Here is a 23208-nt window from a genome sequence, read left to right on the forward strand (position 1 = left end):
CCTCCGAGAAGGTCCTGCCCGCCGCCCTCGCCACCGGCGAACCGCAGATCACCCTGCGCGACGGCGTGGTCCGCGTCGCCCGGCTGGCCCGCAGCTCCGACGTCCGCGCGGACGTCCCGGTGCTGGACGGCACCGTGCTCATCACCGGTGGCACCGGCGGTCTCGGCGGCGTGCTCGCCAAGCACCTCGTCACCAAGTACGGCGTCCGCGGCCTGCTGCTGACCTCCCGCCGCGGCCTGGACGCGCCCGGCGCGGTCGACCTCGTCACCGAGCTGGAAACCCTCGGCGCGACGGTCGCCGTGGCCGCGTGCGACGCCGCCGACCGCGACTCGCTGGCCGCACTGCTGGCCGACCACCCCGTGACCGCCGTGGTGCACACCGCGGGCGTCCTGGACGACGGCGTGATCGACGCCCTGACCCCGGAGCAGATCACCACCGTCCTGCGCCCCAAGGTCGACGGCGCGCTCAACCTGCACGAGCTGACCCACGACCTCAAGGCGTTCATCCTCTTCTCCTCCTCGGCGACCACTTTCGGCAACGCGGGCCAGGCCAACTACGCCGCCGCCAACGCCGTCCTGGACAACCTGGCCCGCCACCGCCGCGCCACCGGCCAGCACGGCCTCTCGCTCGCGTGGGGTCTGTGGGCCGGGACCGGCGGCATGGGCGCGACCCTCACCGACGCCACGGTCGACCGGATGACCCGCATGGGCGTCCGCCCGCTGACCCAGGACGAGGGCCTAGCGCTGTTCGACGCGGCCTTCGCCTCGGAGCTGCCGGTGCAGGTGCCCGCGCACCTGGACACGGCCGTCCTCGGCGGCCAGCCGGTCGTCCCCCCGCTGCTGCGCGGGCTGGTCCGCCCGACCCGCCGGTCCGCCCGCACCGCCCCGGCCCCGGTCGCCTCGGCGTTGACCGGCGTCTCCGGCGCCGAGCTGGTCACGATCGTCCGCCACCACGTCGCCGAGGTCCTCGGCTACGGCTCCGGCGACGACGTCGAGCCCGGTCTGGCGTTCAAGGAACTGGGCTTCGACTCGCTCACCGCCGTGGAGCTGCGCAACCGCCTCAACGGCCACACCGGTCTGCGCCTGCCCGCCACGCTGGTCTTCGACTACCCGACGCCCGCCGCGCTCGCCGAGCACCTGCGCACGGAACTCGGCGGGAGAGCGGCCACGCCGACCGCCGCCGACACCGTCGTGCTCGCCAACGACGAGCCGATCGCCATCGTCGGCATGGCCTGCCGCTACCCCGGCGGCATCTCCACCCCCGAGGACCTGTGGAACCTGGTCGCGTCGGGCGCGGACGCCGTCACCGGCTTCCCGACCAACCGCGGCTGGGACCTGGCGAACCTGTACAACGCCGACCCCGACCACCCCGGCACCAGCTACGTCCGTGACGGCGGCTTCCTGCACGACGCCGCCGAGTTCGACCCGGCGTTCTTCGGCATCAGCCCGAAGGAGGCCATCGCGCTCGACCCGCAGCACCGCCTGCTGCTGGAGACCACGTGGGAGGCGTTCGAGCGCGCGGGCGTCGACCCGACGTCGGTGCGCGGCAGCCGGACCGGCGTGTTCGCCGGGATCATGTACCACGACTACGCGTCCGTGGTGGAGAGCGGCACCGACGAGGTCGAGGGCTACCTGGGCACCGGCGGCAGCCTCGCCTCGGGCCGCGTGTCCTACACGTTCGGCCTGGAAGGCCCGGCCGTCACGGTCGACACCGCGTGCTCGTCGTCGCTGGTGGCCCTGCACCTCGCGGTCCAAGCGCTGCGCAACGGCGAGTGCACGCTTGCCCTCGCCGGTGGTGTCACGGTCATGGCCACCCCGGCCACGTTCGTCGGCTTCAGCCGCCAGCGCGGCCTCGCGGTCGACGGCCGCTGCAAGTCCTTCGCGGGCGCGGCGGACGGCACCGGCTGGTCCGAGGGCGCGGGCATGCTGCTCGTCGAGCGCCTCTCCGACGCCGAGCGCAACGGCCACCCGGTCCTCGCCATCGTGCGCGGTAGCGCCATCAACCAGGACGGCGCGTCCAACGGCCTCACCGCCCCCAACGGCCCGGCCCAGCGCAAGGTGATCCAGCAGGCCCTCGCGAGCGCTCGACTGTCCACTGCGGACGTCGACCTGGTCGAGGCCCACGGCACCGGCACGAAGCTCGGCGACCCGATCGAGGCACAGGCCCTCCTCGCCACCTACGGCCAGGACCGCTCGGAGCCGCTGCTCCTGGGGTCCATCAAGTCCAACATCGGCCACTCCCAGGCCGCCGCCGGTGTCGCGGGCATCATCAAGGTCGTCGAGGCCATGCGCCACGGCGTCGTCCCGAAGACCCTGCACGTCGACGCCCCCACCTCCGAGGTCGACTGGACCGCCGGGTCGGTCGAGCTGACCACCGAGGCCCGCCCGTGGCCGACCGTCGACCGCCCCCGCCGTGCGGGCGTCTCGTCGTTCGGCATCAGCGGCACCAACGCCCACGTGATCATCGAACAGCCTCCGGTCGCGCCGGTCGAGACCGACCGGAGTGAGGACTTCCCCCGCCCGCTGGTCCTCTCCGGGCGCACGCCCGCCGCCCTGCGCGGCCAGGCCCTCGCGCTGGCCGCCCACGTCGAGGCCCACCCGGAGCTGGACCTCCTGGACGTCGGCCACTCGCTGCTCACCCGCTCGACGCACGAGCACCGTGCGGTCGTCGTCGCCCACGACCGGGAGCAGGTCCTGCGCGACCTGGCCGCCCTCGGCCGGAGCGAGTCGACCACCACGACCGGCAAGACCGCGTTCCTGTTCACCGGCCAGGGGTCCCAGCGGCTCGGCATGGGCCGGGAGCTGTACGACTCGGTGCCGGTGTTCGCCCGCGCGTTCGACGAGGTCCGGGCTCAGCTCGACCTCCCGTTGCGGGACGTCGTGTTCGGCACGGACGCCGACGCGCTCGACCAGACCGCCGTCACGCAGCCCGCGCTGTTCGCGCTGGAAGTCGCCCTGTTCCGCACGCTGGAGCACTGGGGGATGACCTCGGACGTCGTCGCGGGCCACTCCATCGGCGAGATCGCCGCCGCCCACGTGGCCGGGGTCCTGTCGCTGGAAGACGCGGCCGTGCTGGTGGAGACCCGCGGCAAGCTCATGCAGGCCCTCCCGACCGGCGGCGCGATGGTCGCCCTCCAGGCCACCGAGGACGAGGTGACGCCCCACCTCACGGAGTTGGTGTCGCTGGCCGCCATCAACGGCCCGAACTCCGTGGTCGTCGCGGGCGACGAAACCGCCGTCGCCGCGGTAATCGCCAAGTTCGCCGACCGCAAGTCCAAGCGCCTCAGCGTCTCGCACGCATTCCACTCGCCGCTGATGGACCCGATGCTGGACGACTTCCGGGCCGTGGTCGCGAAGCTGGCCTTCCACGAGCCGAAGATCACGATGCTCGGTGACGTCACCGACCCGGAGTACTGGGTCCGCCACGTCCGCGGCACGGTCCGCTTCGCCGACACCATGGCCACCCTGGAAGCCCAGGGCGTCACGACGTTCGTCGAGCTGGGCCCGGACGGCGTGCTGGCCGCGATGGCCGACGCGCCCGTCATCCCGGTGCTGCGCAAGGACCGCCCCGAACTCGCCACCCTGCTCACCGCCGTGGGCAACGCCTACGCGGCCGGTGCCGACGCCGACTGGGCGCGGCTGCTCAAGGGCGGCCGTCGGGTCGACCTGCCCACCTACGCGTTCCAGCGCAAGAACTACTGGCCCACGGCCGGGTTCGCCTTCGGCGACGTCACCTCGGTCGGCCAGGGCGACGCGGACCACCCGCTGCTCGGCGCGGCCGTCGCCCTGCCCGAGGGCCAGCTGTTCACCGCCCGCCTGTCGGTCACCACGCACGCCTGGCTCGCCGACCACGTCGTCGCGGGAACGGTCCTGGTGCCCGGCACGGCGTTCGTCGAGATGGCCCTCCGCGCGGGTGCCGAGGTCGGCTACGACCTCCTCGAGGAACTGACCCTCGAAGCCCCGCTGGCCCTGCACGACGCCGTTCAGCTCCGGCTCGCGCTGGAGGAGCCCGCCGCCGACGGCCGCCGCGCGCTGACCGTGCACTCGCGGCCCGAGGGCGACGACGAGCCGTGGGTGCGGCACGCCACCGGAACCCTGCTCCCGCAGGCCCCGGCGGCCGCGTTCAGCCTCACCGAGTGGCCGCCCGCGGGCACCGAGGCCGTCGGCGTGGACGACGTCTACGCCACGCTCGCCACGGCCGGTCTGGAGTACGGCCCGGCGTTCCAGGGCCTCAAGTCCGCCTGGCGCAAGGGCGACGACGTGTACGCCGAGGTCGCGCTGGACGCGGCCGCGGACCGCTTCGGCCTGCACCCGGCCCTGTTCGACGCCGTGCTCCACTCCTTGAGCCTGGGCGCGTCCAGCGGCAAGACCCGCCTCCCGTTCGCGTGGCGCGGCATCTCGCTGCACGCCGTGGGCGCGACCGCGCTCCGCGTGCACGTCTCGCCGACCGGCACGGACGGCGTCGCGCTGGAGATCGCCGACGCCACCGGCGCGCCGGTCGCGACGGTGGACTCGTTGGTGCTGCGGGAGTTCACCCCCGACCAGCTCGGCTCCACGGCCGCCCGCTCGCTCTACCAGGTCGAGTGGATCCCGGTCACCGGCACCGAGCAGGTCGACGCCGTGGTCGCCGAGATCACCGCCGACAGCGTCTCCGGGTCGGTCCACCAGGCCCTGTCCTCGATCCGCACCTGGCTCGCCGAGGACCACGCCACCGAACGCCTGGTCTTCCTCACCACGAACGCCGTGTCCGTCAGCGGCGAGGACGTGACCGACCTGGCCGGTGCCGCCGTGCGCGGCCTGGTGCGGTCGGCGCAGACCGAGAACCCCGACCGGTTCCTGCTGGTCGACCACGACGGCACGGTCGACGTGGCCGCCGCCGTCGCCTCCGGCGAGCCCGAGGTCGCCGTCCGCGACGGCAAGGTGTTCGCGCCCCGCCTGGCCCGCGCGACCTCCACCCCCGACAAGCGGCTCAACTTCCACGGCACGGTCCTGGTCACCGGTGCGACCGGCAGCCTGGGCGCGGTCTTCGCCAAGCACCTCGTCACCTCCTACGGCGTCCGCGACCTGCTGCTCACCTCCCGCCGCGGCCCGGACGCCCCCGGCGCCACCGAGCTGCGCGACGAGCTGGTCGCGCTCGGCGCGTCGGTGGAGGTCGTGGCCTGCGACGTCGCCGACCGCGCCGCGCTGAAGACCCTGCTGGACGACCGGGCGGTCACCGCCGTCGTGCACACCGCCGGTGTGCTGGACGACGCCACGATCACCTCGCTCACCCCCGAGCAGGTCGACACCGTGCTGCGCCCCAAGGTGGACGCGGTCCACAACCTGCACGAGTTGACCGCCGACCTGTCCGCGTTCGTGGTCTTCTCCTCGGCCGCGGGCACGTTCGGCAACGCGGGCCAAGGCAACTACGCCGCCGCCAACGCCTACCTGGACGCGCTGGTCCAGCACCGGGCCGCCCAGGGCGAGCCCGCGCTGTCGCTGGCCTGGGGCCTGTGGGAGGACAACGGCGGCATGACCGGCGACACCGACCGGCTCAGCCGCGGCGGCGTCACGGCCCTGTCGACCGCCGAGGGCCTGGAGCTGTTCGACCTCGCCGCGTCGACCGGGAACCCCGTCGTCGTCCCGATGCACCTCAACACCGCCGCCCTCGCGGGCACGACCGTCAGCCCGCTGCTGCGCGGCCTGGTCCGCACCACCCGCCGCGCCGCCGCCACCGGCGACTCCGGTCTCCTGGGCAGGCTGACCGGGCTGACCGCCGCCGCGCAGGCCGACCTGCTGCTCGACCTGGTCCGCGGCCAGGCCGCCGACGTGCTCGGCTACGAGGGCGCGCAGGACGTCGACGCCGACCGCTCGTTCCGCGAGCTGGGCTTCGACTCCCTGACCGCCGTCGAGCTGCGCAACCGGCTCACCGCCGTGACCGGCCTGCGGCTGTCCGCGACGCTGGTCTTCGACTACCCGTCCCCGACCGCGCTGGTCGAGTACCTGCGCGCCGAACTGGGCGGCACGGCCGCCGAGGTCACCGGCCCGGTCCGCACCAACGCCACCGACGACGAGCCGATCGCGATCGTCGGCATCGGCTGCCGGTTCCCCGGCGGCGTCACCAGCCCCGAGGACCTGTGGACGCTGCTGGAGGACGGCCGCGACGCCGTCGGCGGCTTCCCGACCGACCGCGGCTGGGACGTCGAGAACCTGTACCACCCGGACCCCGACCACCAGGGCACGTCGTACTCCCGCGAAGGCGGGTTCCTCTACGGCGCGGCCGAGTTCGACCCGGCGTTCTTCGGCATCAACCCGAAGGAAGCCCTCGCGATGGACCCGCAGCAGCGCTTGCTGCTCCAGACCTCGTGGGAGGCGTTCGAACGCGCGGGCATCGACCCGACCACCCTGCGCGGCAGCAGGACCGGCGTGTTCGCCGGCGTGATGTACCACGACTACGCCTCCCGGCTGCGGTCCGTGCCGGACGGCATCGAGGGCTACCTCGGCACCGGCAGCTCGGGCAGCGTCATCTCCGGCCGCGTGTCCTACACGTTCGGCCTGGAGGGCCCGGCCGTCACGGTCGACACGGCGTGCTCCTCGTCGTTGGTGGCACTGCACCTCGCGGTGCAGGCCCTGCGGTCGGGGGAGTGCTCGCTGGCACTGGCCGGCGGTGTCACGGTGATGGCCACGCCCGGCACGTTCATCGGCTTCAGCCGCCAGCGCGGCCTCGCCGCGGACGGCCGCTGCAAGGCGTTCTCCGCCGACGCCGACGGCACGGGCTGGGGCGAGGGCGCGGGCATGCTGCTCGTCGAACGCCTCTCCGACGCCCGAGCCAACGGCCACCCGGTCCTCGCCATCGTGCGCGGTAGCGCCATCAACCAGGACGGTGCCTCCAACGGTCTCACCGCCCCGAACGGCCCGTCGCAGCAGCGGGTCATCCGCCAGGCGCTCTCCAACGCCGGTCTGTCCACTTCGGACATCGACGCGGTGGAGGCGCACGGCACCGGCACCTCGCTGGGCGACCCGATCGAGGCCCAGGCGCTCCTCGCCACCTACGGGCAGGACCGCGAAACCCCGTTGCTGCTGGGGTCCATCAAGTCGAACCTCGGCCACACGCAGGCCGCGGCCGGCGTCGCGGGCATCATCAAGATGGTCATGGCGCTGCGCCACGGCGTCCTGCCGAAGACCCTGCACGTCGGCGAGCCCTCGCCGCACGTCGACTGGACCGCGGGCGCGGTCGAGCTGCTGACCGAGTCGACCCCGTGGCTGTCGGGCGACCGCCCGCGCCGCGCGGCCGTCTCCTCGTTCGGCATCTCGGGCACCAACGCCCACACGATCATCGAGCAGGCGCCGCTTGAGGCTCCGGCGCAGGTCGGGGAAGACATCACGCTGCCGTGGGTGGTGTCCGCGAAGACCGCGGTGGCCCTCCAGGCGCAGACCGGCAAGCTGACCGAGCACCTCGCCGACCACCCCGAGCGCTCGCTGGACGTGGCGTTCTCGCTGGCCACCAGCCGGGCCGCGTTCGAGCACCGGGCCGTCGTGATCGACGGCGAGGTCGCCGTGACCGGCTCGACCGGCGGCAAGCTCGCCGTCCTGTTCACCGGCCAGGGGTCGCAGCGGCTCGGCATGGGCCGCGAGCTGTACGACCGGTTCCCGGTGTTCGCGGCCGCGTTCGACGCCGTGTGCGCCGAGCTGGATGTGCCGGTGCAGGAGGTCGTGTTCGGCATCGACGCGAAGGCGCTCAACGAGACCGGTACGACCCAGCCCGCCCTGTTCGCGCTGGAAGTGGCGCTGTACCGGCTCTTCGAGCACTGGGGCGTGCGGCCCGACTTCCTGGCGGGCCACTCCATCGGCGAGATCGCCGCCGCCCACGTGGCCGGTGTCCTCTCGCTGACCGACGCCGCCAAGCTCGTCTCCGCTCGTGGTCGCCTGATGCAGGCCTTGCCGACCGGCGGCGCGATGGTCGCCCTCCAGGCCACCGAAGAGGAAGTGCTGCCCCACCTCACCGAACTGGTCTCCATCGCCGCCATCAACGGTCCGGACGCGATCGTCATCGCGGGCGACGAGGACGCGGTGCGGGAGGTCGTGGACGGCTTCCCCGACCGCAAGTCCAAGCGCCTGGCCGTCTCGCACGCGTTCCACTCGCCCCTGATGGAGCCGATGCTGGACGACTTCCGGGCCGTCGTTTCCGAACTCACCTTCAACGACCCGACGATCGCGCTGCTGGGCGAGGTCACCGACCCGGAGTACTGGGTCCGCCACGTCCGCGAGGCCGTCCGGTTCGCCGAGACCGCCACCACGCTGGAAGCCAGGGGCGTGAAGACGTTCCTGGAGCTGGGCCCGGACGGCACGCTCTCCGCGATGGGGGCCGAGTCCGTCACGAACGCCGTGCTCGTCCCGGCGCTCCGCAAGGACCGCCCCGAGGTCAGGACCCTGTTCCACGCCCTCGGCACGGCCTACGCCCGTGGCGCGAAGGTCGACTGGACCGCGTTCTTCGCGGGCACCGACGCCCGCCGCGTCGACCTGCCGACCTACGCCTTCACCGACGAGCGCTACTGGCTGGACGAGGGCTCGGCCCCGCTTGGCCAGGGCCTCGCCCCGAGCGGCCACCCGCTGCTCGGCGGCGGCATCGACCTGCCGGACTCCGACGGCCACCTGTTCACCTCGCGGCTCACCAGGGACGGCCTGCCGTGGCTGGCCGACCACGCGGTCGGCGGCACGGTCCTGCTGCCCGGCACGGCGTTCGTCGAGATGGCGGTCCGCGCGGGCGAGGAGGTCGGCTGCCCGGTCGTGGAGGAGCTGACCCTGGCCGCCCCGCTGGTCCTGCCGGAGCACGGCGGCGTGCAGGTGCAGGTCGTCGTGGGCGGCCCGGACGCCGACGAGCGCCGGACGTTCACCGTCCACTCGCGACTCGACGACGAGCCGTGGACCCGGCACGCCACCGGCGTCCTGGCCACGACCGGCGCTCCCGCCGACGGCGGCCTGGACGTGTGGCCCCCGGTCGACGCCCTGCCGGTCGACATCAGCGGTCTCTACGACGGCTTCGCCGCCATCGGCCTGGAGTACGGCCCGGCGTTCCAGGGCGTCCAGGCCGCGTGGCGCACCGACGGCGAGGTGTACGCGGAGATCGCGGTCGCCGAGGACACCTCCGACTACGCCGTCCACCCGGCCCTGCTGGACGCGTGCCTGCACGCCGTCGGCGTCGGCGACTTCTTCGAGAACACCGGCCAGGCCCGACTCCCGTTCGCCTGGGAAGGCGTCCGCGTCCACGCCGTCGGCGCGTCCGCGCTGCGGATCCGGATGGCCAAGGCGGGCGGCGACGCCGTCAGCCTGGAGATCGCCGACCCGACCGGCGCCCCGGTCGCCTCGGTCGCCTCGCTGGTGCTGCGGCCCCTCGCGGCCGACCAGCTCGGCGGCGGCTTCACCCGCTCGCTGTTCCGGGTCGACCAGGTCGCCATCCCGACCCCGACCACGGCCGTCACGAAGCTCGCGGTGCTCGGCTCGGACGACCTGAAGCTCGCGCAGGCGTTGGACATCCCGTCCCACGCCACGCTCGCCGAGGTCGGCGACGTGGACGCCCTGCTGGTCTCGTCGGTCCCGGACCTGGGAGCGAACGGACTCGCCCACGCCACCAGGGCCACCGTCGAGCAGGCCCTCACCGTCGCGCAGGAGTGGCTGGCCGCCGACCGCGACGCCCGCCTGGTGTTCGTGACCAGGGGCGACGACTTCGCCAGTGCCGCCGTGCAAGGCCTGGTCCGCTCGGCGCAGGCCGAGAACCCGGACCGCTTCGCGCTGGTCGACCTCGACGACCACGAGGACTCGGTCCGCGCGCTCGGCGCGGCGCTCGCCACCGGTGAACCGCAGGTGTCCATCCGCGAAGGCGCGCTCAGCGCTCCCCGTCTGGCCCGCGTGGCCGCCGTCGAGGCCCCGAAGCCGGAGTTCCGGGAAGGTGGCACGGTCCTGATGACCGGCGCGACCGGCGCTCTCGGCGCGGTGTTCGCCAAGCACCTCGTGACGGAGTACGGCGTCACCAAGCTCCTGCTCACCAGCAGGCGCGGCCCGGACGCACCCGGCGCGCTCGACCTGCGCGACGAGCTGCGGGCCTTGGGCGCGGCGGTCAACGTGGTCGCCTGCGACGTGGCCGACCGCGCCGCGCTGGCCCCGCTGCTGGCCGAGCACCAGGTCACGGCCGTGGTGCACGCCGCGGGCGTGCTGGACGACGGCATCCTCACCTCGCTCACCCCCGAGCGGCTGGAGAAGGTGCTGCGCCCCAAGGTGGACGCCGCGCTGAACCTGCACGAGCTGACCGGCGACCTGGACGCGTTCGTCCTGTTCTCGTCCGCCGCGGGCACGTTCGGCAACCCCGGCCAGGCCAACTACGCCGCCGCCAACGCGTTCCTCGACGCACTGGCCCAGCACCGGCACGCGCACGGCAAGCCCGCGCTGTCGCTCGGCTGGGGCCTGTGGGAGGACACCGGCGGCATGACCGCCGACTCCGCGAAGCTCGGCACGGCACTGTCCGAAGAGGAGGGTGTGGCGCTGTTCGACACGGCGCTCGCCGGCCCGGACGCCGTGCTCGTGCCGATGCACCTCGACACCACCGCCCTCGGCGACCGGGTGCCCGCCCTGCTCAGCGGACTCGTCCGCAAGCCGGTGCGCCGCGCCAACGCCGCCGAGGCCGCGCCCCAGGAGTCGTTGAGCAAGCGGATCGCCGGACTGTCCGACGGCGACCGGGACCAGGTGCTGCTCGACGTCGTCCGCTCGCACGTGGCGAGCGCGCTCGGCCTGGCCGGTCCCGACGCCGTGGACGAGCACCGCACGTTCCAGGAGATGGGCTTCGACTCGCTCAGCGCCGTGGAACTGCGCAACGGACTGAACGCCGCGACCGGGCTGAAGCTGCCCGCGACGCTGGTGTTCGACTACCCGACCCCGGCCGCGCTGGTGGACCAGCTGCGGGTCGAGGTCGTGCCCGACACACCCGCCGGAGCGCCGCTCTCGCTGGGTGACCTCGATCGACTGTCCGCCGAACTCATCGAACTGGGCCGGGACGAGGCCGCGCGTGCGCGGATCACCGAACGGTTGCAAGCGGTACTGGCCGGACTGGCGGCGCCGGAATCCGAGAACGCGGATCTGGACGCGGCCACCGACGACGAACTCTTCGACCTGCTCGACCAGGAGCTGATGTGACGATGGACAACGAGGAGAAGCTGCGCGATTACCTCAAGCGCGCCACCGCGGACCTGCGCACGGTCCGGAAGCGCTTGAAGGAGGTCGAGGAGGCTGACCACGAGCCCATCGCGATCATCGGCATGAGCTGCCGGTACCCCGGTGGCGTCAAGAGCCCGGAAGACCTGTGGGACCTGGTGACCGGTCAGCAGGACGCGATCTCGCCGCTGCCGACCGACCGCGGCTGGGACATCGAGGGCCTGTTCGGCGACGACCCCGAGGCCACGAACCAGAGCTACGTGGCCAAGGGCGGCTTCCTCTACGACGCCGCCGAGTTCGACCCGACGTTCTTCGGCATCTCGCCGCGCGAAGCCTTGGCGATGGACCCGCAGCAGCGGTTGCTGCTGGAGACCTCGTGGGAGGCGTTCGAACGCGCGGGCATCGACCCCGCCACGGTCAAGGGCAGCAAGACCGGTGTCTACGCCGGCGTGATGTACCACGACTACTCCACCGGGCTGACCGAGATCCCCGAGGAGATCGGCGGCTACCTCAGCACCGGCACCGCGGGCAGCGTCGCTTCCGGCCGCGTGGCCTACACGCTCGGTCTGGAGGGCCCGGCCGTCACGATCGACACGGCGTGCTCCTCGTCGTTGGTGGCGCTGCACTGGGCGATCCAGGCGTTGCGCTCCGGCGAGTGCACCCTGGCCCTCGCGGGCGGCGTCACGATCATGGCCACGCCCGGCACGTTCATCGAGTTCTCCCGCCAGAAGGGCCTCGCGGGCGACGGCCGCTGCAAGGCGTTCGCCGCCGCCGCGGACGGCACCGGCTGGGGCGAGGGCGCGGGCATGCTGCTCGTCGAGCGGCTGTCCGAGGCCCAGCGCCTCGGGCACCCGGTCCTCGCGGTCATCAAGGGGTCCGCGATCAACCAGGACGGCGCGTCCAACGGCCTCACCGCCCCCAACGGCCCGTCGCAGCGCCGGGTGATCCAGTCCGCGCTCGCCGACGCCGGTCTCACCACCCGCCAGGTCGACCTGGTCGAGGCGCACGGCACCGGCACCAAGCTCGGCGACCCGATCGAGGCCCAGGCCCTCCTCGCCACCTACGGCCAGGACCGCCAGGAGCCGCTGCGACTGGGCTCGATCAAGTCGAACTTCGGCCACACGCAGGCCGCCGCCGGTGTCGCCGGTGTCATCAAGATGGTCATGGCCGTCCGCAACGGGGTCATGCCGAAGACGCTGCACGTCGACGAGCCGTCCCCGCACATCGACTGGACCGCCGGCGCGGTCGAGCTGCTGACCGAGGAGCGCGCCTGGCCCGAGACCGGCGAACCCCGCCGCGCGGCCGTGTCCTCGTTCGGCTTCAGCGGCACCAACGCCCACACGATCATCGAGCAGGCGCCGGTCGCCGACGAGACCGCGGAGCGGACTCCGAAGGCCGGGGTGCTCCCGTGGGTGCTGTCGGCTCGCGGCGAGACCGCGTTGCGTGCCCAGGCTGCCCAGTTCCGCGACCACCTGGCCGCCAACCCGGACGTGTCGGTCGCCGACCTCGGCTACTCGCTGGCCACGACCCGCGCCCGCTTCCCGCACCGCGCGGTCGTGATCGGCCGGGAGCGCGCCGACTTCGCCCTCGACGCGCTCGCCGACGGCGAGGTCAGCGCGGACGTGGTCGAGGGCGTGGCGGACGTGCGCGGCAAGATCGCCTTCGTCTTCCCCGGCCAGGGCTCGCAGTGGGTCGGCATGGCCCTCGAACTCCTGGACGACAACGAGGTCTTCCGCACCCGCATGGCGGAGTGCGAGACCGCCCTGTCGTCCTATGTGGACTGGTCCCTCATCGACGTGCTGCGGGAGGAGGACGGCGCTCCGGGCTTCGACCGGGTCGACGTCGTCCAGCCCGCGCTGTGGGCCGTGATGGTGTCGCTGGCCCAGGTGTGGCGCTCCTACGGCGTCACGCCCGCCGCCGTCGTCGGCAGCTCGCAGGGCGAGATCGCCGCCGCGTGCGTCGCGGGCGCGCTGTCGCTGGACGACGCCGCCCGCGTCGTCGCGCTGCGCAGCCAGGCGCTCGGCGCGCTGTCCGGCCTCGGCGGCATGGTGTCCGTCGCGCTGCCGTCCGCGAAGACCCGCGAGCTGCTGACCCGCTGGGACGGCCGGATCTCGGTCGCCACGGTCAACGGCCCGCGCGCCACGGTCGTCTCCGGCGACAACGACGCCCTGGACGAGCTGGTCGCCGCGTGCGACGCCGATGGCGTCCGCGCCAAGCGCATCGCCGTGGACTACGCGTCCCACTCGGCGCACGTGGAGATCATCCGCGACCGGCTGGCCGAGCTGCTCGGACCGGTCAAGCCGATGGCGGGCGAGATCCCGTTCTACTCCACCGTCACCGGCAAGCCGATCGACGGCACCGAGCTGGGCGCGGACTACTGGTACACCAACCTCCGCGAGACCGCCGAGTTCGCGCTGGGCGTGCACGCGCTGGTCGAGCGCGGCCACCGGTTCTTCCTGGAGATGAGCCCGCACCCCGTGCTCACCATGGGCGTGCAGGACATCGTCGACGACCTCGGCACCGAGGCCGTCGTCATCGGCTCGCTGCGCCGCGGCGAAGGCGGCCCGACCCGGCTGCTCACGTCCCTCGCCCAGGCCCACGTGCGCGGCCTGGCGCTCGACTGGGACGCGGTGTTCGCCGGTCACAGCCCCCGCGCGGTCGAGCTGCCCACGTACCCGTTCCAGCGCCAGCCGTTCTGGCTCGACACCACCGGGTCCGGCTACGGCGACGTCACGTCCGCCGGTCTCGGCGTCATGGACCACGCGCTGCTCGGCGCGGCCGTCGCGCTGCCCGACTCCGCCGGCTACCTGTTCACCGGCAGGCTGTCCCAGCGCACGCACCCGTGGCTGGCCGACCACCGCGTGTCCGACGCGGTCCTGCTGCCCGGCACGGCGTTCGTGGAGCTCGCGATCCGCGCCGGTGACCAGGTCGGCTGCGGGGTCGTGGACGAGCTGACCCTGGAAGCCCCGCTCGTGCTGGGCGACACCGACGCCGTCGTGGTGCGGGTCGTCCTGGAAGCCCCCGACGAGACCGGCCTCCGCGCGGTGGCCGTGTACTCGCGGATCGAGTTCGCGGACGACGACGAGCCGTGGACCCGCCACGCCACCGGCACGATGGCCGCCGATGGGGGAGCGGCCCCGGCCGACCTCACCGCGTGGCCGCCGTCCGGGGCCGAGGCGATCGACACCAGCGGCCTGTACGACGGGCTCGCGGGCATCGGCCTCGGCTACGGCCCCACCTTCCGCGGCCTGCGCGCCGCCTGGCGCTCCGGCGACGAGGTGTTCGCCGAGGTCGCCCTGCCCGAGGGCGCGAAGGTCGTCGGCTTCGGCCTGCACCCCGCGCTGCTCGACGCCGCTCTGCACGCCGTCGGCCTCGGCTCGTTCATCGAGGTCACGGACACGCCGTGGCTGCCGTTCACCTGGACCGGCACTCGGCTGGACGCCGCGGGCGCGACCGCGCTGCGGGTCCGGATCTCCCCGGTCGGCACCGGTTCGGTGTCGGTCGTCGTCGCCGACGAGACCGGCCAGCCGGTCGCGTCGGTCGAGGAACTGGTGCTGCGCCCCGTTTCCCAGCAAGCCGCCGCCGGACCCGCCACGGGCCGGTCGCTGTTCCGCGTCGACTGGCAGGTCCTGCCCCTCGACGCCCTTGAGACCCCACTGGAAGAGGTGCCCGATGTTGATGTGGTTTCCCACGCGTTCCCAGAGGCTGACGCAGGCTCCGTTCACGCAGCCGTTCACGCCGCACTCGCGCAGGCGCAGGAGTGCCTTGCCGGTGAATCCCGTCTTGTCCTCCTCACCGGTGGTGGCGACTCCCTCGCGGCCGAGGCTGTCCGAGGCCTGATCCGCTCGGCCCAGACCGAGAACCCCGACCGGTTCGTCCTGGTCGACTCCGACACCACGGCCGCGTCGGCGAGGATGCTGACCGCCGCCGTCGAGTCCGGCGAGCCGGAACTCCAGCTGCGCGACGGTGTCGTGCGCGTGCCCCGGCTGACCCGCGCGGCCGTGTCCACTGTGGACGAGCCCGTGTTCTCCGCCGACGGTCGCGTGCTGCTGACCGGAGCGACCGGTGTGCTGGGCGCTTTGCTGGCCCGCCACCTGGTGGTGGAGCACGGCGTCCGCGACCTCGTGCTCACCTCCCGCCGTGGCCTGGACGCCCCCGGCGCGGCCGAGCTGCGCGACGAGCTGGTCGCCCTCGGGGCGGCGGTGACCGTCGCCGCGTGCGACGCCGCCGACCGCGACGCCCTGGCCGCGCTGCTGGCCGAGCACCCGGTGACCTCCGTCGTGCACACGGCCGGTGTGCTGGACGACGGCGTGCTGTCGTCGCTCACGCCCGACCGGCTGGACACCGTGCTGCGGCCCAAGGTCGACGCGGTGCTCAACCTGGACGAGCTGGTCGGGGACGTGGAGAACTTCATCCTGTTCTCCTCGGCCGCGGGCACGTTCGGCAACGCTGGCCAGGCGAACTACGCCGCCGCCAACGCGTTCGTCGACGCCTTCGCCCGCCACCGCGTCGCCCAGGGCAAGCCCGCGCTGTCGCTGGCGTGGGGGCTGTGGGAGCAGGCCAGCGAGATGACCGGCGAGATGGCCGACGCCGACCGCGGCCGGGTGTCCGGCGGCGTCGGCGGCCTGACCTCCGGGGAGGGCCTCGCGCTGTTCGACGCCACGCTCGCGTCGACCGAGCCCGTCCTGGTCGCGATGCACCTGGACACCGCCGCCCTGCGCGGCGCGGGCGCGTCCGTCCCCGCCCTGCTGCGCGGGTTCACCCGCGCGCCCGGCAGGCGCACCGCGTCCGCCGCCGACCAGGCCGCCGCGTCCGGGCTCGCGCAGAAGCTCGGCGCGCTGCCCGAGGCCGAGCAGGTCAAGCTCCTGCTGGACCTGGTGCGCACGCACGTCACGGCGGTGCTCGGGTTCGCGTCCACGGACACGGTCGACACCTCGAAGGCGTTCCGCGAGCTGGGCTTCGACTCGCTGACCGCGGTCGAGCTGCGCAACCGGATCAACGCCGCGACCGGCCTGAAGCTGCCCGCCACGCTGGTGTTCGACTACCCGACCGCCGACGTGCTGGTGGAGTACCTGCGAGGCAAGATCGTCGGCTCCGGCGGTGCCGCCGCGGTGGTGCGCGCGGCCACGTCGGTCGACGACGACCAGATCGCGATCGTCGCCATGAGCTGCCGCTTCCCCGGCGGCGTCACGAGCCCGGAAGGTCTCTGGGACCTCCTGGCGGCCGGTCGGGACGCGATCGGGGGCTTCCCGACCGACCGCGGCTGGAACATCGACTACCTGACCGAGGCCAGCAACGCGGCCGAGGGCGGGTTCCTCTACGACGCCAGCGAGTTCGACCCGGCGTTCTTCGGCATCAACCCGAGGGAAGCCCTGGCCATGGACCCCCAGCAGCGGTTGCTGCTGGAGACGTCGTGGGAGGCGTTCGAGCGGGTCGGGATCGACCCGACCTCGTTGCGCGGCAGCCAGACCGGCGTGTTCGCCGGGATGATGTACCACGACTACGGCACGCGCCTGACCTCGTTGCCCGAGGAGGTCGGCGGCTACTTCGGCACCGGCACCGCGGGCAGCGTCGCGTCCGGCCGCATCGCCTACACGCTCGGCCTGGAAGGCCCGGCCGTCACGGTCGACACCGCGTGCTCGTCCTCGCTGGTGGCGCTGCACCTGGCCGCGCAGGCACTCCGCTCCGGCGAGTGCTCGCTGGCCGTGGCCGGCGGTGTCACGGTGATGGCGACGCCCGGCACGTTCGTGGAGTTCAGCACCCAGGGCGCGATGGCCCCCGACTCGCGCTGCAAGCCCTTCGCCGCCGCGGCGGACGGGTCGAGCTGGGGCGAGGGCGCGGGCATGCTCGTCATCGAGCGCCTCGCCGACGCCCGCGCCAACGGCCACCCGGTGCTCGCGATCCTGCGCGGCACGGCCGTGAACCAGGACGGCGCGTCGAACGGCCTCACCGCCCCGAACGGGCCGTCGCAGCAGCGGGTCATCCGCCAGGCGCTGGCCAACTCCGGACTGTCCACTTCGGACATCGATGCCGTGGAGGCGCACGGCACCGGCACCAAGCTGGGCGACCCCATCGAGGCGCAGGCGTTGCTGGAGACCTACGGCCAGGACCGGTCCACGCCCGTCCTGCTGGGCGCGGTGAAGTCCAACCTCGGCCACACCCAGGCCGCGGCCGGTGTCGCGGGCGTGATCAAGATGGTCATGGCCATGCGGCACGGCGTGATGCCGAAGACCCTGCACGTCGACGCGCCCTCCCCGCACGTCGACTGGACGTCCGGCTCGGTCGAGCTGGTCACCGACTCGACGCCGTGGCCCGAGAGCGGCCGCGTCCGCCGGTCGGCGGTGTCGTCGTTCGGGATCAGCGGCACCAACGCGCACGTGGTGCTGGAGCACGTGCCCGCCGTCGAGGCGGACGAGCCCACCGAGTGGTCGACGCTGCCGTGGCTGCTGTCCGGCAAGACCCCTTCGGCGGTGGTCGCGCAGGCCGCCAAGCTCAAGGCCCACCTGACCGCCAACCCCTCCGCGAACCCGCTGGACGTGGCGTTCTCGCTGGCCACCAGCCGCACGCTGCTGGAGCACCGCGCGGCCGTGGTCGCTGACGACCGAGATGAGCTGCTGACCGTGTTGGACGCGCCCGCCTCCGGCACCGCCGTGGCCGGGAAGCTCGCGGTCCTGTTCACCGGCCAGGGCTCGCAGCGCGCGGGCATGGGCCGTGAGCTGTACGCGGCCTACCCGGTGTTCGCGGCCGCGTTCGACGAGGTCGCCGCGTTGGTGGACGTGCGGGACACCCAAGAGGAACTGGACCGCACCGAGTTCACCCAGCCCGCGATCTTCGCCCTGGAAGTTGCTCTCTACCGCTTGGTCGAGTCGTGGGGCCTTCGTCCCGACTACCTGGCGGGGCACTCGATCGGCGAGATCGCCGCGGCCCACGTGGCCGGTGTGCTCTCGCTGGACGACGCCGCCGCGCTGGTCAACGCCCGTGCCCGGCTGATGCAGGCGTTGCCCGCCGGTGGCGCGATGGTCGCTTTGCAGGCCACCGAGGACGAGGTCACGCCCCACCTCACCGAGTCCGTCTCCATCGCGGCGATCAACGGTCCGAAGGCGATCGTGCTCGCGGGCGAGGAATCCGCTGTCGCCTCCGTGGTCGCGAAGTTCGGCGACCGGAAGTCCAAGCGGCTCGCGGTCTCGCACGCGTTCCACTCGCCGTTGATGGACCCGATGCTGGACGACTTCCGCGCCGTCGTCTCCGACCTCACCTTCCAGCAGCCCCGGATCGAGCTGCTCGGCGACGTGACGAACCCGGAGTACTGGGTCGCCCACGTCCGCAACACCGTGCGCTTCCACGAGGCCGTGCAGACCTTGGAACAGCAGGGCGTCACGACGTTCGTGGAGGTGGGCCCGGACGGCGTCCTCGCCGCGATGGCCGAGGTCCCCGTGACCCCGTTGCTGCGCAAGGACCGGTCCGAGGTCCGCTCGCTGGTCAGCGGTCTGGCCGCGCTGCACACGCGGGGGGTGGCGGTCGACTGGACGGCGTTCTTCGCGGGCGCGAAGACCGTGGACCTGCCGACGTACGCGTTCCAGCGCGAGCGCTACTGGCTGGAGTCGCCCGCCGGAGCCGACGACGGCACCGCCGTGGGCCTCGGGCTGGGCGCTGGCAACCACCCGCTGCTCGGCGCCGAGGTGTCGCTGCCGGAGTCCGGCGCGCTGGTGTTCAGCGGCAGGCTGGCGCTCAACACCCACCCGTGGCTCGCCGATCACGCGGTGGCCGGCACGGTCCTGCTGCCCGGCACGGCGTTCGTCGAGATGGCGCTCCAGGCCGGTGCGCAGGTCGACTGCGACCTGCTCGAAGAACTCACCCTCGAGGCCCCGCTGGTGCTGCCCGAGCACGGTGGCGTGGCGCTGCGGGTCATGGTCGGCGAGGAGGATGCCGGTCGGCGCACGCTGACCGTGTTCTCCCGCACCGCCGCCGACGGCCCGTGGACGCGGCACGCGACCGGCGCGCTCGGCCAGGCCGCGGACACGACCTCGGACGATCTCGCCGTGTGGCCGCCCGCGGACGCCGAAGCCGTCGAGGTGGACGGGCTGTACGAGGACTTCGCCGCGCTGGGCCTGGAGTACGGGCCGGTGTTCCAGGGCCTCAAGTCGGCCTGGCGCAGCGGGTCCGAGGTGTTCGCCGAGGTCTCGCTGGACGCCGACACCACCGCGTTCGGCCTGCACCCGGCGCTGCTCGACGCCGCGCTGCACGCCATCCGGTTCGGCGACTTCCTCGCCGAGGGCGACGGCACCCGGCTCCCGTTCTCGTTCTCCGGCGTCCGGCTGCACGCGGTCGGCGCGGGGGAGTTGCGGGTCCGGATGACCGGAGCGGGCACCGACGCGGTGTCGCTGCTGGTCGCCGACACCACCGGCGCACCGGTCGCGTCCGTCGACTCGCTGGTGCTGCGCCCGGTGGCGCTCGCGCCGCAGGCGACCGACTCCCTCTTCCACGTCGAGTGGACGCCGGTCACGGCTCCCGCCGCCCGTGGTGACGTCGTGGTGGTCGAGGTGGCCGGGACGGTGTCCGAGGCCGTGCACGCCGCGCTGGCCACCGTGCGCGAGCACGCCGAGTCCGACGCCGTGGTGGCGTTCGTGACCCGCGGCGCGGTCGCTGTGCGGGCCGGTGACGACGTGACCGACCTGGCCGGTGCCGCGGTGCGCGGGCTGGTCCGGTCGGCGCAGGCCGAGTACCCCGGCCGGTTCGTGCTGGTCGACGTGGTCGACGGCGACGTCGTCACGGTCGCGGACGAGCCGGAGATCGCGGTCCGCGGTGGCGAGGTGTTCGCGCCCCGCCTGGCGCGCACGGTGTCCGATGTGGACGCCTCCCGATCCTTCAGCTCCGGCAAGGTCTTGGTGACCGGCGCGTCCGGCGGGCTCGGCTCGCTGTTCGCGCGGCACCTGGTGGTCGAGCACGGGGTGCGGGAGCTGCTGCTGGCGAGCAGGCGTGGCGCGGACGCGCCCGGCGCCTTGGAGCTGGCCGCAGAACTGGCCGCCCTCGGTGCCGCGGTGGAGTTCGCGGCCTGCGACGTCGCCGACCGCTCCGCGGTGGCCGCGCTGCTGGCCGCGCACGACGTGAAGGCGATCGTGCACACCGCCGGTGTGCTGGACGACTCGACGCTCGGGAAGATGACCGCCGCGCAGGTCGACACCGTCCTGCGGCCCAAGGTGGACGCGGTCGCGGCCCTGCACGAGTTGGCCGGTGACCTGGACGCGTTCGTGGTGTTCTCGTCGGCCGCGGGCACGTTCGGCACGCCCGGCCAGGGCAACTACGCCGCCGCCAACGCCTACCTGGACGCCCTGATGCAGCAGCGGAAGGCACGGGGACTGGCCGGCTTGTCGCTGGCCTGGGGCCTGTGGGACGACCTGGGCGGCATGACCGCCGACCAGGACCGCCTGCGGCGCTCCGGCGTCGCGGCGCTGGGCGTGGCCGAGGGGCTGTCGCTGTTCGACCGGGCGTTCCGCGGCGAGCACGCGGTCGCCGTGCCGATGAAGCTGGACACCGCCGGACTGCGCGGCGCCGGACCCGCCCTGCCCGCGCTGCTGCGCGGCCTGGTTCGCGTGACGACCCGCCGGACCGCGTCGGCGGACGTGCGGCTGGACCTGCGCGGCCTGTCCGCAGAGGACCGGACGCGGGCGCTGCTGGACGCCGTCCTGACGCACACCGCCGCCGTGCTGGGCTACAGCGGCGCGAAGAAGGTCGAGCCGACGCAGCAGTTCGTGGAACTGGGCTTCGACTCGCTGACCTCGGTGGAGCTGCGGAACGTGCTCAACGCGGTCACCGGGCTGCGGCTGCCGCCGACGCTGCTGTTCGACCACCCCACGCCCGCGCTGGTCGCCGAACTGCTGGAACGCGAGATCGCCGTGCCGGACACGGCCGTCGCCGCTCCCGGTGGAACGCTCGGTCTGCTGCACCAGCAGGCCACCGCCTCCGGGCGTGGCGAGGACTTCATGGGGCTGCTGATGGCGGTCTCGGAGTTCCGGCCGTCGTTCACCGGCCCGGAGGACCTGCCCGAACCGCTGCACTCCGCGCGGCTGGCCAAGGGCGACACCGGTCCCGGCCTGATCTGCTTCCCGCCGATCCTGGCCAACTCCGGACCGCAGGTGTACGCCCGCTTCGCGGCGTCGCTGCGGGACGAGCGGACCGTGTCCGTGGTGTCCACGCCCGGTTTCCTCAAGGGGGAGCTGGTGCCCGCGTCCATCGACGCGATCGTCCGGGCACAGGCCCAGGCGGTGCTGGAGCAGGCGGAGGGCAAGCCGTTCGTGCTGGTCGGGCACTCGTCCGGCGGTACGCTGGCGCACGGCGTGGCGGCGCACCTGGAGAGCCTGGGGACGCCCGCCGCGGCACTGGTGCTGATGGACATCTTCCGCCACGACCGCGAGGCCCTGTCCCGCGTGCACCCCGAGGTCGTGGGTGACGTCGAGGCCCCGCTGGTCGACGACCAGCGCCTCACCGCGATGGGCGCGTACTGCCGGGTCTACGCCGGCTGGCAGCCGACCCCGATCACGACCCCTACCCTCCTGGTCCGGGCATCGGAACCGTTGCCGGGCATGGATCCGGCCGCCGACTGGCGGTCCACTTGGGACTACGACCACTCCGTTGTGGACGCACCGGGCACGCACTTCTCGATGATGCAAGAACATGCGGCCTCGACCGCGGCCCTGGTCCACGGGTGGCTGGTGGAGAACACGCCCGAACAGGGGTGAACAGGGGGTGCGGGACGCCGACGGCGTCCCGCACCATTGTGGTGAAACCAATCCGAACGTCCCTTCCGGATGCGCCTGGAGGTTGTGCGCCCCTGGTGACTGTCGTGATGTCGTGAGAGGAACAACCAACCGCCATGGCACGAGTAGTGGTCGACACCGCCCTGTGGATCCGACGGTTCCACCCCAGCCCGGACGCGACCGTCCGGCTGGTATGCCTTCCGCACGCGGGAGGATCGGCGAGTTTTTACTACCCGGTCTCGGAATCCCTGAGGCCGGGAGTGGAAGTGCTGGCGGTGCAATACCCCGGCAGGCAGGACCGCCGCGCGGAACCCTGCATCGAATCCGTTCCCGAACTGGCCGACCGGATCGTCCAAGCCCTGAAACCGTGGACCTCCGACAAGCCCCTGGCGTTGCTGGGGCACAGCATGGGGGCGACCCTGGCGTTCGAAGTGGCGCGAGGTTTGGAACGCGTCGGGGTATCGCCGGTGGCCCTGTTCGCTTCGGGGCGTCGTGCTCCGTCGCGGTACCGGGACGACCAGGTTCACCTGCGGGACGACGACGGGATCGTCGCGGAGTTGCAGTTGTTGAGCGGGACGGATTCGCGGTTGCTCGGGAACGAGGACCTGCTGCGGCTGGTGATACCGGTGATCCGGGCCGATTACAAGGCCGTGGAGACTTATCGGTGTGAGGACGGGGCGGTGGTGGAGTGCCCGGTGACGGTGCTGGTGGGGGACTCGGATCCCAAGGCGACGATAGAGGAAGCTCGGGCCTGGGCGGAGCACACCAGTGGGGCGTTTGACTTGCAGGTTTACCCCGGAGGGCACTTCTACCTGAGCGAGCACCAGGACGAGGTGACGGACTTGATCGCGGAACGGTTGGCTGGGGGTTGAGCCCGGCGTGGGATGTGGGAGTCGCCTGATCGGGTGAGCCGGTTTTTGTCGGTGGTGGCTTGTACCTTGTGTATTGGGGGGTTCTGCTCGATCGAGGACCCTTGCGGAGGCGTGTCTTGCCTTGGGTTTGGGTTCTGGCGGTTTCCGGCGTTGGCCTTCCGGCGGCTGCTTCAACCCGCGGCTACTGCTTCCAGCGGTGTTCTGCCGGTGGCCGCTGCTTCCGGCAGTGGTCGCCGGGTGGCTGCCGCTTCCGTCGTGGTCACCGGGCGGCTCCGGCTGTCGTCGTGGTCACCGGGCGATTTCCGTCGTTGGTGTGGCCGATTTGACTTGGGGACCCCTCATTTCGGCCTTGATCGGGCCAAAAGGCAGTGCCCCAAAGCCCTGCCCGATCTCCAATTTTAA

At 73.0% G+C, this 23208-nt stretch carries 3 protein-coding genes (1 of these 3 running past the window's edge); all 3 read left to right on the forward strand.

The features are described 5' to 3' along the window. On the forward strand, positions 1–11162 hold the 3' portion of the coding sequence (locus ACFWW9_RS10645; RefSeq protein WP_390374383.1) for an SDR family NAD(P)-dependent oxidoreductase. It extends 3775 nt beyond the left edge of the window; only the last 11162 of its 14937 coding nucleotides appear in the window; its start codon lies off the left edge, out of view; the stop codon is at positions 11160–11162. Beyond that, positions 11159–21916 (forward strand): SDR family NAD(P)-dependent oxidoreductase, encoded by a 10758-nt coding sequence (locus ACFWW9_RS10650; protein WP_390374385.1) that lies wholly within the window; start codon positions 11159–11161, stop codon positions 21914–21916. Before ACFWW9_RS10645 ends, ACFWW9_RS10650 begins: the two co-directional genes overlap by 4 nt. Before the next feature lie 134 nt (positions 21917–22050). Next, a complete protein-coding gene (locus tag ACFWW9_RS10655; RefSeq protein ID WP_390374387.1) occupies positions 22051–22806 on the forward strand; it encodes a thioesterase II family protein in 756 nt (251 codons plus the stop codon). Positions 22807–23208 lie beyond the last annotated feature (402 nt).

Source organism: Umezawaea sp. NPDC059074 (assembly GCF_042738955.1).
Lineage (GTDB): Bacteria > Actinomycetota > Actinomycetes > Mycobacteriales > Pseudonocardiaceae > Umezawaea.

Bases quoted from the DNA above. Each gene is read 5' to 3' on its own strand.
- ACFWW9_RS10655 (WP_390374387.1), top strand. From the start codon at position 22,051: ATGGCACGAGTAGTGGTCGACACCGCCCTGTGGATCCGACGGTTCCAC.